This is a genomic window from Streptomyces sp. NPDC012637 (genome assembly GCF_042954805.1).
Taxonomy (GTDB): Bacteria; Actinomycetota; Actinomycetes; order Streptomycetales; family Streptomycetaceae; genus Streptomyces.
This window is the reverse complement of record NZ_JBIBDS010000004.1, coordinates 280,746-292,762: the sequence shown is the minus strand read 5'-3', so window position 1 is coordinate 292,762 and position 12,017 is coordinate 280,746. Positions and strand designations below refer to the sequence as shown.

15 protein-coding genes are annotated in these 12,017 nt (G+C 72.5%); 5 read left to right on the top strand and 10 right to left on the bottom strand.

Going from position 1 to position 12,017, the window contains the following annotated elements; genetic code table 11:
- Window positions 1-80: 80 nt before the first annotated feature.
- Together ACFY8W_RS18350 and ACFY8W_RS18345 are read left to right on the top strand one after the other, a co-directional pair.
- A complete protein-coding gene (locus ACFY8W_RS18350) occupies window positions 81-749 on the top strand; it encodes a DUF998 domain-containing protein (RefSeq protein WP_391106046.1) in 669 nt (222 codons plus the stop codon).
- Between the two features lie 44 nt (window positions 750-793).
- Window positions 794-1,006 (top strand): DUF4287 domain-containing protein, encoded by a 213-nt coding sequence (locus tag ACFY8W_RS18345; protein ID WP_391106044.1) that lies wholly within the window; start codon window positions 794-796, stop codon window positions 1,004-1,006.
- Between the two features lie 107 nt (window positions 1,007-1,113).
- Here the strand turns inward: ACFY8W_RS18345 and ACFY8W_RS18340 are convergent, their stop codons facing one another.
- Together ACFY8W_RS18340 and ACFY8W_RS18335 are read right to left on the bottom strand one after the other, a co-directional pair.
- On the bottom strand, window positions 1,114-2,316 hold the full coding sequence (locus ACFY8W_RS18340; protein ID WP_391106042.1) for a nucleotide disphospho-sugar-binding domain-containing protein: 1,203 nt from the start codon (window positions 2,314-2,316) through the stop codon (window positions 1,114-1,116).
- Window positions 2,317-2,613: 297 nt separating this feature from the next.
- Complete coding sequence (locus ACFY8W_RS18335) at window positions 2,614-2,895, bottom strand: hypothetical protein (protein ID WP_391106040.1); 282 nt, start codon at window positions 2,893-2,895, stop codon at window positions 2,614-2,616.
- Window positions 2,896-3,141: 246 nt separating this feature from the next.
- Between ACFY8W_RS18335 and ACFY8W_RS18330 the strand changes: the two genes are divergently transcribed.
- Window positions 3,142-3,804, top strand: a complete 663-nt coding sequence (locus ACFY8W_RS18330; protein ID WP_391106038.1) for a methyltransferase domain-containing protein — start codon at window positions 3,142-3,144, stop codon at window positions 3,802-3,804.
- Window positions 3,805-3,834: 30 nt separating this feature from the next.
- Here the strand turns inward: ACFY8W_RS18330 and ACFY8W_RS18325 are convergent, their stop codons facing one another.
- The 4 genes from ACFY8W_RS18325 to ACFY8W_RS18310 all read right to left on the bottom strand — a co-directional run bounded on the left by ACFY8W_RS18325 (window position 3,835) and on the right by ACFY8W_RS18310 (window position 5,811).
- A complete protein-coding gene (locus ACFY8W_RS18325; protein WP_391106036.1) occupies window positions 3,835-4,173 on the bottom strand; it encodes a MerR family transcriptional regulator in 339 nt (112 codons plus the stop codon).
- 418 nt (window positions 4,174-4,591) lie between these two features.
- Entirely contained in the window at window positions 4,592-4,888 is a 297-nt protein-coding gene (locus tag ACFY8W_RS18320; RefSeq protein WP_391106034.1) for an SCO5918 family protein, read from the bottom strand.
- Between the two features lie 82 nt (window positions 4,889-4,970).
- Window positions 4,971-5,234 (bottom strand): CBS domain-containing protein, encoded by a 264-nt coding sequence (locus ACFY8W_RS18315; protein WP_391106032.1) that lies wholly within the window; start codon window positions 5,232-5,234, stop codon window positions 4,971-4,973.
- Between the two features lie 373 nt (window positions 5,235-5,607).
- The gene (locus tag ACFY8W_RS18310; RefSeq protein WP_391106030.1) at window positions 5,608-5,811 is read right to left on the bottom strand and encodes a cold shock domain-containing protein; all 204 of its coding nucleotides are present in this window, start codon (window positions 5,809-5,811) and stop codon (window positions 5,608-5,610) included.
- A gap of 984 nt (window positions 5,812-6,795) precedes the next feature.
- Between ACFY8W_RS18310 and ACFY8W_RS18305 the strand changes: the two genes are divergently transcribed.
- On the top strand, window positions 6,796-8,286 hold the full coding sequence (locus tag ACFY8W_RS18305) for a pyridoxal-dependent decarboxylase (RefSeq protein ID WP_391106028.1): 1,491 nt from the start codon (window positions 6,796-6,798) through the stop codon (window positions 8,284-8,286).
- A gap of 141 nt (window positions 8,287-8,427) precedes the next feature.
- On the opposite strand, the gene ACFY8W_RS18300 is transcribed toward ACFY8W_RS18305, so the two are convergent.
- The gene (locus ACFY8W_RS18300) at window positions 8,428-8,835 is read right to left on the bottom strand and encodes a Rid family hydrolase (protein ID WP_391106026.1); all 408 of its coding nucleotides are present in this window, start codon (window positions 8,833-8,835) and stop codon (window positions 8,428-8,430) included.
- Between the two features lie 109 nt (window positions 8,836-8,944).
- On the opposite strand from ACFY8W_RS18300, the gene ACFY8W_RS18295 reads away from it, so the two are divergent.
- A complete protein-coding gene (locus tag ACFY8W_RS18295) occupies window positions 8,945-9,325 on the top strand; it encodes a winged helix-turn-helix transcriptional regulator (RefSeq protein WP_391106024.1) in 381 nt (126 codons plus the stop codon).
- Window positions 9,326-9,416: 91 nt separating this feature from the next.
- Here ACFY8W_RS18295 and ACFY8W_RS18290 read toward each other — a convergent pair whose 3' ends face one another.
- The 3 genes from ACFY8W_RS18290 to ACFY8W_RS18280 are packed head-to-tail and all read right to left on the bottom strand — an operon-like array spanning window position 9,417 to window position 11,988.
- On the bottom strand, window positions 9,417-10,283 hold the full coding sequence (locus ACFY8W_RS18290) for an SAM-dependent methyltransferase (RefSeq protein ID WP_391106850.1): 867 nt from the start codon (window positions 10,281-10,283) through the stop codon (window positions 9,417-9,419).
- 8 nt (window positions 10,284-10,291) lie between these two features.
- On the bottom strand, window positions 10,292-10,936 hold the full coding sequence (locus ACFY8W_RS18285; protein ID WP_391106022.1) for an isochorismatase family protein: 645 nt from the start codon (window positions 10,934-10,936) through the stop codon (window positions 10,292-10,294).
- Window positions 10,933-11,988, bottom strand: coding sequence for an isocitrate/isopropylmalate family dehydrogenase (locus ACFY8W_RS18280; protein ID WP_391106020.1), 1,056 nt, complete (start codon window positions 11,986-11,988; stop codon window positions 10,933-10,935). Before ACFY8W_RS18280 ends, ACFY8W_RS18285 begins: the two co-directional genes overlap by 4 nt.
- Window positions 11,989-12,017 lie beyond the last annotated feature (29 nt).

Below are 12,017 nucleotides of genomic sequence, written 5' to 3'. Positions count from 1 at the left end.
CGACACCACCGACACCAGCGCCGCCGCCGATGGCACCGCACCGACGGCACCGACACCACCGACGCAGGGAAGGCCCCGACATGACCGACACGCTCACCGCACCCCGCGACGCCGTCTCCGCCGCGCCCACGTCACGTCCGTCGGCGCGGTGGGCGACGGCCGGCGGCATGATGGCGGGCCCGCTGTTCCTGGCGGCGGGACTCGTGCAGGGCTTCGCACGGGACGGGTTCGACTTCACACGGAACGCGATCAGCCAGCTCGCCCTCGGAGAGGCCGGCTGGATCCAGGCGGCGAACTTCGTCCTCACCGGCGCACTGCTGGCCGTGGGGGCGACGGGACTGCGGCGGGTGCTGCGCGGCGCACCGGGCGGGGCCTGGGGACCGGCGCTGGTCGGCGTCTTCGCCGTCTCCTTCTGGGCCGCCGCGGTCTTCCCGGCGGACGCCGGCGCGGGCTTTCCCGCGGGCGCCCCCGAGGCGACCGCGATGAGCGGGCACGGCGCCGTCCACATGGCCGCCGGGGCGGTCGGCTATCTCGCGCTGTGCGCCGCGTTCGTCGTCCTGGCCCGGCCGCTCGCCGCCCGGGGCCACCGGCGCTGGGCCGTCGCCTCCCGCGTCGTACCGGTGGTGGTCCTGGCGGGCTTCATGGCCTCGGCGGCCTCGGTCCTGGCCTTCACCGCAGGTGCCGGCCTCGGCCTTCTCTGGCTGACCGCGGTGACGGCCCGGCTGGCCGGCGCACCGGCGAACCGCTAGCCCGTACACACCTCACGGCCACCTCGACACGAAACGGAGACCCCATGCCCGCCGAAGTGAAGGGCCCTGCTGCCTACTTCCCGTCCATCGAGAAGAAGTACGGCCGTCCGATCGCCGCATGGAAGGACCTCATCCGCTCCTCCCCGCTGACGAAGCACATGGAGCTCGTCAACTGGCTCAAGTCGGAGCACGGCCTGGGCCACGGCCACGCCAATGCCCTCGTCGCCCACACCCTCGCCGAGGACAGCGCCGGCTGACCGGCAGCCGGCCAGGCACCGGCAGCCGGCCAGGCCGGAAGGGAGAGCGTCGGAGGTCACGCGCGGCGGATCGCGGCGGACGTCTCCGCCCGGTTCCCCCCGGCGCCCTACGAGCCGATGTGCGCGAGCAGGGAAGCGGCGCCGTCCTCCGCGGCGATGCCGTGGGCCAGTTCGGACGCGCGGCGGTGGTGGGCCGGCTCGGACAGACAGGCCGTGATCGCGTCGCCGAGGGCCTCGGCGGTGAGGTCCCGGAACGGCAGGGGCCGGGGGGCGACCCCGAGTTCGTACAACCGGGAGGCCCAGAAGGGCTGGTCGGCCATGACGGGGACGGGTACGGCGGGCACGCCGGCCCGCAGCGCGGCCCCGGTGGTACCTGCTCCGGCGTGGTGGACGACGGCGGCGGTGCGGGGGAGCAGCCAGTCGTGCGGGACGTCGCCGACGGCCACGACGTCGTCGCCGCGGCCGCTCACCTCGGCCCACCCCGCCTGCACCACCGCGCGAACGCCCGCCCGCCGCACGGCCGCGGCCACCAGCTCACTGAGCCGTTCTCCCTGGCCCGGCGCCATGCTGCCGAAGCCGACGAACACCGGGGGAGGACCGGCCTGGAGGAAGTCGACCAGTTCGGCGGGAGGTTGCCAGCCGTCCGGCCGTGCGGGCCACCAGTAACCCGTCACTTCGACCCGGGACGGCCAGTCGTCGGGGCGCGGCACCACCAGGGGGCTGAAGCCGTGGAACACCGGCCGGATGTCCGGCGGTGCCGACGGCGCACCGTCGGGCAGCCCGAGGCGGCCACGCAGCCGGCTCACGGCGCCCGCGAAGACCGCCTCCGCGCGCCGCAGCACGTCCCGGCCCGCGGCGAGGTTCCCTTCCGGCCCCAGGTCACCGGTGCCGTCCGCGTGGGGCAGCGGGAACCGCCCGGTGGCGAACGCCGGCACGAGATAGGTACCGATGACGGGGATGCCGAACGCCTCGCCGGCCGCCCTGCTGAGCGGCGCCGGACCGAAGGGGGTGAGCAGCAGGTCGGCTCCGCCCGCCACGGCCTCCGCCACCCCGTCGGCGAGCCCGTCCGCGTAGGCCCTCGTCAGCGCCCGTGCGTCCTCCCGCGACCCCGCCCGCGCCCAGTCCCGGATCAGCCCCTGCGGGTCCCCCGGAACGAGCCGGTGTTCCAGCCCGCACCCCTCGACCAGCGCACCGAAGGACGCGTGAGCGGCCACGGCCACCTCGTGTCCGGCCTCCAGCAGCCGCCGCCCCAGCCCCGTGAAGGGCGCGACGTCTCCCCGCGAACCGGCGGTGACGATCAGAATGCGCATGGCACGGTCTTCCCTTCCTCACACCGCGGAACGAGGCCGCGCTCGGCGGTTCAGGGAAATCCGACCACGCCGGGGCGCGGTCCTGGCCCGGGACTCTGGATGTCCTCTGCTCGCCGACCGGCTTGGTCGTCGGGCCGGACACCCGACGAAGGCCCAGGTCCTCGACCTGAGCCTGTCGTCCTTGCCCGCCCACGTGCAGCGCCGGGCGTCCACCGGGCGCAGGGCCGCCGGCAGCGGGTCGGTGCCGGAGTACCCGCGGCGAGTGCGACGCCGGGGCGGGTACGACCTCCGGACCGGTCAGTGGCCCGCCGCGTGCACGACCTCCCGGACGATCGTCCCGACACCGGACACGAAGTGGTAGATGGCCCCGCCGGTCAGGATCAGGGCGCCGAACAGGAGCCAGCCGCCCGGGCCGCTGTCCACCTGGACGCCCGAGCCACCCGCAGCGGGTTCCTCGCCCGGCGCCCGCAGCATCTCCCTGGCGATGTGTGCCGCGCCCACCGCGGCATGGGCGACTCCGGCAAGCGCCATGCCGGTGACACCGACGGCGAACCATTCCACTCGCCCGATCTCGTCCATCGTTCTCGCCTCCTCGCCGGCGAGGTGACCTCACCTTCCCCTCCGATCCTCGCTGGGGCGCGAACCGGCCGGCAGGGACCGGTAGGGGCAGACCGGGGGCCATTTGGCCCCATCACCAGCACCACCGCCGGCAAGGACCCCGTCGAGCTCGGCATCTCCGTCGACCAGGCGCACGAGGCGGTCCAGCCGCTGACCGGGCAGCCGCACGCCTAGGCTGCCCACGGACACAGCGGGAAGGGAAAGACCGTGGCGGACGAGCAGGAGCTGGCCGAGGCCCAGCGGCGACACTGGCAGGACACCTACACCGCCCACCCGGGCATGTACGGCGAGGCACCGTCCCGGCCCGCCGTCCACGCCGCCGCCGTGTTCGGGGCGGCGGGGGCCCGGGACGTACTGGAGCTGGGCGCCGGGCACGGCCGGGACGCGCTCTTCCTCGCCCGCGAGGGCTTCACCGTGCAGGCGACCGATTTCAGCCCCGCCGGGCTGGAGCAGCTGCGCGCCGCCGCGCGCTCCCAGGGAGTCGACGACCGGGTGACCACCGCGGTGCACGACGTCCGCGACCCCCTGCCGTTGCCGGACGGTTCCGTGGACGCCGTCTTCGCCCACATGCTGCTGTGCATGGCGCTGTCCACGGAGGAGATCCACGCCCTGGTCGGCGAGGTCCGCCGTGTCCTGCGGCCCGGCGGGGTGTTCGTCTACACCGTGCGGCACACCGGCGACGCCCACTACGGCGCGGGCACCGCACACGGCGACGACATCTTCGAACACGGCGGCTTCGCGGTCCACTTCTTCCCGCGCGCCCTGGTCGACACCCTTGCCGCCGGCTGGACCCTGGACGAGGTCCACGCCTTCGAGGAAGGCGAACTGCCCCGCCGCCTGTGGCGCGTCACCCAGACCCTGCCCCGCTGACCCGGCCGGCTCCCGGGCATCGGCGCGCGCTCAGCTCTCGGCCGGAGGTTCTCCCCCGGCCGCCGCCCGGCGGTATTCGGCGTTGATGCGCTGGGCTTCCTCGAGCTGGTCCTCGAGGATGATGATGCGGCAGGCGGCCTCGATCGGCGTGCCCTGGTCGACGAGCTCCCGGGCGCGCGCGGCGATGCGCAGCTGGTAGCGGGAGTAACGCCGGTGGCCGCCCTCGGAACGCAGCGGCGTGATCAGGCGCGCTTCCCCGAGTGCGCGGAGGAACCCGGGGGTCGTGCCGATCATCTCGGCGGCCCTGCCCATGGTGTAGGCGGGGTAGTCGTCGTCGTCGAGACGGCCCAGGGCGTCGTCTGCTGTCATTCTCGCCTCTCTGAGGGAGGGGCCGAGGAGACCTGCGCTCCGACGCCCTCGGGCGACAGAGGCCCGCGGAGACACCGTGATCCGGTGGTGGCCCGTACGCGGAGCCACACGCAGGCACACTCCTCGCGGTGCCGGGTCCGCACGGGCACGGATGCCCTCCGCCCAACCTTCCGGTGTGCGCCGGGGCCCCGACGCCTTCACCGAGGGTAATGCCCCCGTCCGCACCGGTGGTACCACGGAGCCGTGCCGTGATCCCGGGCGCGCAGCACGGCTGACGTCCGCCGGCTCCGCCGGCCCTCCGCCGCGCGGCTCCGTCGGGCGGGCGTCTCCCGCTCGCGAGGGCCGAACGACGGCGGGAGACCGACGTGAACGCGGTCCGTTCCCGCGTCTCACGCGGGATGTGCGCGCGGCCGCGGGGTCAGACCACCCTGGACGTGCCGAGCAGGGCGGAGGCCTGCTGGAGCGGGCCGGCCGTGGCCGCGGAGCGGGTACGGCAGGTGAAGCCGAGCCGGGTCATGGCACGGACGACCTCGCGGGCGCTGAAGTCGCGGCGGTCCTGCCGGGTGATGACGGCGCCGACCTGCATGGCGGGGTACTCACGGCGCCCGATGATCACGTAGTCGCCGGTGACGGGTTCGGGTTTGACGTCCTTCATCGTCTCCAGGACACCGAACTTCGTCAGCTCGAACGGGAAGCGGGCGATGACGCAGCGCATAGGACCTCACAGAAGAAGTGCGGACGGGATCGGTCGGTACGGCGGTGGGGCGGGTGGCCGTGCTCGGCTTCGGCCCGCGTCGTCAAGGACGGGACGGAGAGGCCGCGGGGCGCAGGTCACGCAGCTGCACCCGGTCGGTGTAGGCGGACGTGGCGCGGAAGCCGTGGAGCTGGGCCCGGGTGACGAGGCCGGTGGGCCGGCCGTCGTCGTCCCGGACGACGAGGCGTCCGGCGCGTGCGCCGCTCATGACCGCCAGGGCCACCTCGACGGTCATGTCGGCCCAGACATGCGGCTCTGCCTCGTCGGTCTGGTGCGCGGGGTGGAGCTGTGCCTGAGTCGATGTCACATGCGGCTCCTGGGTGGGAGAGAGGAGGGCCGGCCCCGGGTGGGAGGGCTCGGGCCGCCGGGGCGGGGATCCGGAGTGCACGACGGGGTCGGAAGCAGCGCGCCGAGCCCCTGCCTTCGGCGCCGAGCGCGGCAAGCGCGGCGAGCGATCTCTCGGCATGTCGAGACCGGCGAAATTCGTCACGTGGGGAGCGAGTTTCATGCTGCGGCCCCTCGACGCGGCGCGCATCTGTGAATTCGCCGACGGTCACATGACGAGGAGAATTCGAAGACGGATTCGAATGGACAGGAAATCCGATTCGGCGGAGACGAGAATGCGGCTGGGGCCCGCACCCCGAGGGATGCGGGCCCCAGCCACGTCGTGCGCGTCAGCGTCAGGCGGGAACGATGTTCTCGGCCGTCGGGCCCTTCTGGCCCTGCGCGATGTCGAAGGAGACCTTCTGGCCTTCCTGCAGCTCGCGGAAGCCCTGGGCGGCGATGTTCGAGTAGTGGGCGAACACGTCGGGGCCACCACCGTCCTGCGCGATGAAGCCGAAGCCCTTTTCTGCGTTGAACCACTTCACGGTGCCACTGCTCATGTCGTATCTCTTTCTGGGGGCTCATCGGCATCCGCACTGCGCGGATGCTGTGTCGCCGTGATGATTACCCCGCCGGAGAGACCGGAGACAAAAAAGCGCACCCAGTGGCCGAGAGGCTTACTGGAGGCTTGAAGTTTCGGGAACCACAACTGCAACTGAAATCGAGACTAGCACGGGGACTCGCTCATTCCCGGTTCGTTGGCGCCACTATTTCTGGACGCCAAAAAGCCTGACCGCGCGACCCTGCGCATTCTCATCCCGCCGGCACAGATATCCGCTCGCGGCGTGCAGAGGTCTGGAAGGGCGTCGACGCCCGGTCGCGCGGCCGCTTCCCGCCCTGTCCGGCGCGGGAGTGGGCTGTGGGGCTGCCGAGGGCCCCTCGCCTGGCGCCCTCGACGACCCTACGGCGTCATTACCGCCGCTTGGCCTTCGCCCTGCGCTCGGCTTCCTTGCGCTTCTGGATCGTGTACTCGGACCAGTCGCCACGGTGACGGTCGCATCGGGATGCCCCCACCATGGCGAGGCGCTGACAGCGGGTCCCCTTCTGCGTGAGCGCACCGCACTTGGACTGCGTTCGGGCCATGATTCCCCCCAGCGTCGGCGGAACTTCAGACCCAGCAAGGGTCGCGGTGCGCCAGGCCGCCTGGAAGGTGCCTGCGGATGCAGACGCGGCACGACGGGTGTGCGAGGGGCGCACGCTTCCAGGCCTGTTGATGCCGGATGGCTCCACGTACCGCGGCTGCTCACTTGCGTTCGCGCGCGGTCTTCGCCTCCACCGGCTGAGCCGGGGCTTTCGCCTGCCCGCACTCAGCGGGGCAGCACGTACGCGCCGCACTGTTCGATTGCGTGCGCGCTGACTCGCCGTCGGTTCGTTTCGGGGGAGCAGCAGGGGCGTGTCGGCCGGTGGAGTCGCTCGTTACGATCACGGCCCTCGATGCTCCGACCTGGGGGCCTTTGTGATGACGAAAGGCCCGAGACGCCGCCATGACCCACCTTCTGTCCGACCTCGCCCCGTCCGAGTACGGCGAGCCCCTCCCGCCTGGGGCGAGCCCGAAGGTGCTGCGGGACGAACTCGCCGCCGCGGCGGAGTGGGTGTCGCAGTACCTGAGTGAGCTGACCGGGGAACCGGTGAGCCGTCCGATGCCTGCGACGCAGCGGGACCGGCTGCGCGAGGCACCGCTCGGCCGCGACGGTGTGGAGCTGGGCCGGGTGTTGGACTTCGTACGGGATGAGATCGCGCCGTTCCCGACCGGGAACGGCCACCCCGCGTTCTTCGCCTGGGTCAACTCGCCGCCCGCCCCCGCCGGGGTCATCGCCGAACTCCTGGGCTGTGCGGTCAACGCGACCTGCGGCATGGGCGACAACGCCCTGATGGAGCTGGAACGCGGAACGGTGCGCATGCTCGCCGGACTGGCCGCACTGCCCGACACCACCAGTGGGGTGCTGACCAGCGGCGGTTCCATGGCCAACCTGCTCGCCCTGGCCACCGCCCGCACCTGGTTCCTCACCCGCCGCGGCAGCGGCGACGGGCCCGCCTATGACCGCGACCACGCCCGCCTCACCCTGTATTACAGCGCTCAGGCGCACATGTCCGTCGCCAAGGCGGCCTCCTGTATCGGGCTGCCCGCTCACCGGCTGCGCCCCGTCCCCGCCGACGAGCACGACCGCCTGGACCCGGCCGCGCTGCGTGCTGCGGTCACCGCCGACCTGGACGCGGGCCTGCTGCCCTTCTGCACCGTCACCACGCTGGGCACCACCGCCACCGGCGCCGTCGACCCGCTCGAACCGGTCACGGAGTTGTGCCGGCGCACCGGGATGTGGCACCACGCCGATGGCGCCTGGGGCGGGCTCGGCGCCGCCGTCCCCGCGCTGGCGCCTCTGTACCGGGGCGTCGGGGCCGTCGACTCACTGACCGTGGACCCGCACAAGACGCTCAGCGTGCCGGTCGGCTGCGGAGCCCTGCTCGTCCCCCAGCCGGAACACCTGCACACAGCCTTCGCCCACCGTGCCTCCTACCTCACCGCCGACGAAGGCGACGCACTGCCCTGGCTTTCCCACGCCACGATCGAGCTCACCCGCCCCGGCACCAGAGCCCTGGCCCTGTGGGCCACCCTCAACCACCTGGGCCGGGACGGCGTCACCGGCCTGATCGAGCACTACCTCACCCTCGCCGACCAGCTCCGCCGGCGAATCGCCGCCCACCCCCGTCTGGAACTGCTGCCCAGCGGCCCCTGGCCGGTCGCCTGCTTCCGCATCACCCACCCGGTCGGCGAGGACCCGGACGAGCTCCACGCCCGCATCGCCCAGCGCGTCCAGGCCCGCGGGCGCGCCTACCTCGCCACCGTCGCCGCACACGAACGCACCGTCCTGCGCGCCTGCCTGTGCAACTACCGCACCACCACGGACGACCTCGACCTGCTCATCGGCGAAGTCCTCCATGCCGCCGACGCCGACGAGCCGCCACGCCCTCGGTGACCATCCACGACGCCACCACCCCACGAACCGCCCCGCCGCCGCACGATGCCGGCCACTGCGGCGGCAGGGGCAGGAGGGGCGCCGACGGCTGAGGTGCCGGCGCATGAGGACGGCCCGGCGCGCGGGATGAGCAGCACCGGCTCAGCCGAGAACGGCGGTTGCTTCGATCTCGACCAGGTGGTCGGGTACGTCCAGTGCCGCGACGCCCAGCAGCGAGGCCGGCGGCGCGGCGGTGACGCCCAGCCTCGCGGCCGCCCGACCGAGCCCCTCCATGAGCCGGGGCATCTTGTCGGGGGTCCAGTCGACGACGTAGACGGTCAGCTTCGCCACGTCGTCGAAGGAACCGCCGACCCCGGCCAGCGCGGTGCCGACGTTCAGGTAGCACTGCTCCACCTGAGCGGCGAGGTCGCCTTCGCCGACCGTGGCACCGTCGGCGTCCCAGGCGACCTGTCCGGCGATGAAGACCAGCTTCGACCCGGTCGCGACGGACACCTGCCGGTAGGCGTCGACTTCCGGCAGTCCCTCGGGGTTCACCAGGGTGATGGTCATGCTGCCAGCCTCCATTGCTCTCAGAGCCGCTCTCTTGTGGTTACTCAGTGACCGTAGGAGAGTGAGCTCTGACGTGGAAGAACGCACTTTCTGGTGACTGGGGAACCTGATGGGAACCAAGCAGCTCAGCGGCTCACCCGAGGACGCGGACCTCAGGCGGGCGGACTCTCTGGCGCGGGAGATCTTCTCCGACGTCGCCAACAAGTGGGCGCTGCTGATCATCGAGGCTCTGGGGGAGCGCACGCGGCGCTTCAGCGAGCTGCGCAACGAGGTCGAGGGCATCAGCCACAAGATGCTCACCCAGAACCTGCGCATGCTGGAGCGCAACGGTCTGGTCGAGCGGACGGTGTATCCCGAGGTCCCCCCGCGGGTCGAGTACGCACTCACCGAGCCGGGTCAGGCCCTGCGGGTGACGATCGACGGATTGTGCGACTGGACCCACCGCTACCTCGGTCACATCGACGCCTCCCGCCACCGCTTCGATGCCTGACGGATCAAGGACTCGCTCGCCGCTCAGACGCAAAGGGCCACGAGCCCCGTGGGCCGCCGCATCTCCAAGACGGCTCCGGACGGAACCGCTCTCACCTTCGCAGCGTCATGGCCACGGGTGCGGCCGGCCCGGGTTTGTGGGCGATGACCCAGCGATTGGCGGCGAGGGCGTCGTTCGGTTCGGGGAGCGGGCCGCGGCCGTGCCGGCGGGTGAAGTCGAACGGGGTGTGGACCGTCGTGGACCAGCCGCGCCCGGTGAGGTCCGCTGGGGTGTCCGGCCGGGGTTCTGCGTCGAACAGAGCCAGCAGGTCGACGCCGATGCGGACGCGGGCGGCCGTGTAGACCGGGTTGGAGCGGACGACCTCAGGCTCCAGTCCGAGCTTGGCCTCGTACGCCAGAGTGCTGCCGTCGGCGCTGAGCCGGTCGACCGTGTCGACGAGGGACCGCTCGGCGGCGGACGGCAGGTAGAGCAGCAGGCCCTCGGCCAGCCAGGCCGTGGGTTCCGCGGGGTGGAGGCCCGCCGCGAGCAGGGCCGCGGCCCAGTCCTCGCGCAGGTCGACCGCCACGGGGACCCGGCGGGTCGCCGGTGTGGAGCCCTGCCGGTCGAGGACATCCTGCTTGAAGGCCAGGACTTCGGGCCGGTCGAGTTCGAAGACGGTGCACCCGGGAGGCCAGTCCAGCCGGAACGCCCGGGTGTCCAGGCCGGCCCCGAGCAGGACGACCTGGCCGGCGCCGGCCCGGGCGGAGGCGAGGAGATGGTCGTCCAGGACCCGGGTGCGCAGGCCGAAGTAGCGGCCGAGCCGGCCCCAGAGCGGATCGGCGTCCCCGTCCTGGACCTGCCGGGGGTGGACCGGCCAGTGTGCGGAGGTGCGGGCCGCGCGTACGAAGTGCTCGGCGTACCGGTCCGTGGCCAGGGCGTCGGGGCGGTGGGTCTCGATCGCCCGGGCCGCCGCGACCATCAGCGCGGTCAGACCGACGCCCGACTCGACTCCTGCGCCCACGCGTCCTCCTCTCCCGGTCCGCGCGTCCACTCGGTGGCCCGGTCGTGCGTGGTGACGCGGGCACCGTAGACCCGGCTCATGAACCGCAGTACCGCCTCGTCGGGCAGGTGGAGCGCCGTGGTGCAGTCCCGCAACACGGTGACGTGATAGCCCTTCTGGAAGGCGGTGCGGGCCGTGGAGTCCACACAGACGTCGGCGAACAGGCCGGTGAAGACGAGGTGCCCGACCCCGCTGCCGACGAGGTGCCGCTCGAACCCGTCGGCGAGGAACGCGTCGAAGCAGGCGGGCTTGGTGAACACCGCCTCACCCGGGGCCGGCGCCACCCGGTGGAACTCCGCACCCCGACTACCGTCGAGACACTTCGCGTTCTTGCCCTGGACGGCGTCGCGGTGCCGCCAGCTCGCCCGCTGCAAGTGGACATCGCCGAGGAAGCGGACGAACACGACCTCGACGCCGTGCGCCCGGGCCGCCGCCACCGCCTGCTCGGTGCGGGCCGCCACCCGCTCCAGGCGGGCGGGGTCGCCCGGGAAGCGGGCGGTGGCGACCGGGCCGGAGCAGAAGTCGTTCTGCAGGTCGACGACGACCAGCGCCGTACCGTTCGCCGCGGTCATGGGCGGAGCTGCGATTCGAGCGAGTCCAGCAGGGCGGTGACCGTGTCACCCGTGGAGTGCCGACCGCCGAGGTCCGGCGTCCGGATGCCCCGGTCGAGCACGGCGGCCAGCGCCGACTCCACGGCGGCGGCCGCGCCACGGCAGCCGCCGTGCCGTTCCGCGATCTGCGCCGCGGCCCGTACGGTCGCGGTGGGGTTGACGGTGCCGGTGCCTTCCAGGTCGTCGGCGGACCCGTGAACCGTCTGGTACTCGACCAGGCCGTTCAACTCCGGGTGCAGGTAGACGTTCTCGGTGCAGCGGTTCTCCTGGCGCTCGGCGCCGAACCGGTCGAGCAGCACCACGTGCATGATGTCGGCCCACTCGTTGCCCGCGACGATGACGGTACGGTCCGCGAGGCCGTGCGTGATCATGTTGCGGTTCACGGTGTCGGGCTGGAACAGCCGCGCGTGGACTCCGTGCCGGTCCCGGAAGGCGGCCACCCAGTCGTCGAGGGCGCCGTCCAGGAGATGGAACTTGTAGGCCATCACCACCTGGTCGGGCCCTTCCCCGGGCCACTCCTCCCTGGCGCGGTCGACCGCGAACCGGAGGATCTTCTCGGTGACCTCCCGGCTGAACTCCATGGTGCGGGTGACCAGCCCGGACGAGTGCTGGTTCTCCCCGGTGTAGAAGCCCTGGGCCTGGTCCCGGACCAGCAGCACCGAGGCGTCCCCGGCGGTGATCCTCTCGACCTTGACCGACTGCAGGCGCTGCCGCACGAGGTAGAGCGACTGGGCGTTGATCGCGGTACGGAAGACGGCGGCGGTGCCGAGCCGCGCCTGCTCGCGGCAGAACCGCTCGTAGTGGACGACGTCCTCGTCGGTGAGCCGGGCGATCTTGTCGACGTCCCCCTCCTCGGCCTTGAGCGAGACGTACGAGTGGTACGTCCGCGGGGACCGTACGACCTCGACACCGGTCCCGTACAGGCTCACGATCCTGTTCAGAACCTGCTCGAAGATGTCGGCGAGCTCCGCGCCTGTGCCTCGGCCGACGGCGAGTCCGATGACCGGCTTCACCTGTTCCCCTCCTGTGGTGTTCGATGGTG

Excerpts from the sequence above, each read along its gene's own strand:
- ACFY8W_RS18305 (WP_391106028.1), top strand. The coding sequence starts at position 6,796 with ATGACCCACCTTCTGTCCGACCTCGCCCCGTCCGAGTACGGCGAGCCC.
- ACFY8W_RS18350 (WP_391106046.1), top strand. The coding sequence starts at position 81 with ATGACCGACACGCTCACCGCACCCCGCGACGCCGTCTCCGCCGCGCCC.
- ACFY8W_RS18325 (WP_391106036.1), bottom strand. The coding sequence starts at position 4,173 with ATGACAGCAGACGACGCCCTGGGCCGTCTCGACGACGACGACTACCCC.
- ACFY8W_RS18290 (WP_391106850.1), bottom strand. The coding sequence starts at position 10,283 with ATGGTCGCGGCGGCCCGGGCGATCGAGACCCACCGCCCCGACGCCCTG.
- ACFY8W_RS18320 (WP_391106034.1), bottom strand. The coding sequence starts at position 4,888 with ATGCGCTGCGTCATCGCCCGCTTCCCGTTCGAGCTGACGAAGTTCGGT.
- ACFY8W_RS18295 (WP_391106024.1), top strand. The coding sequence starts at position 8,945 with ATGGGAACCAAGCAGCTCAGCGGCTCACCCGAGGACGCGGACCTCAGG.
- ACFY8W_RS18340 (WP_391106042.1), bottom strand. The coding sequence starts at position 2,316 with ATGCGCATTCTGATCGTCACCGCCGGTTCGCGGGGAGACGTCGCGCCC.
- ACFY8W_RS18345 (WP_391106044.1), top strand. The coding sequence starts at position 794 with ATGCCCGCCGAAGTGAAGGGCCCTGCTGCCTACTTCCCGTCCATCGAG.
- ACFY8W_RS18335 (WP_391106040.1), bottom strand. The coding sequence starts at position 2,895 with ATGGACGAGATCGGGCGAGTGGAATGGTTCGCCGTCGGTGTCACCGGC.
- ACFY8W_RS18310 (WP_391106030.1), bottom strand. The coding sequence starts at position 5,811 with ATGAGCAGTGGCACCGTGAAGTGGTTCAACGCAGAAAAGGGCTTCGGC.
- ACFY8W_RS18285 (WP_391106022.1), bottom strand. The coding sequence starts at position 10,936 with ATGACCGCGGCGAACGGTACGGCGCTGGTCGTCGTCGACCTGCAGAAC.
- ACFY8W_RS18300 (WP_391106026.1), bottom strand. The coding sequence starts at position 8,835 with ATGACCATCACCCTGGTGAACCCCGAGGGACTGCCGGAAGTCGACGCC.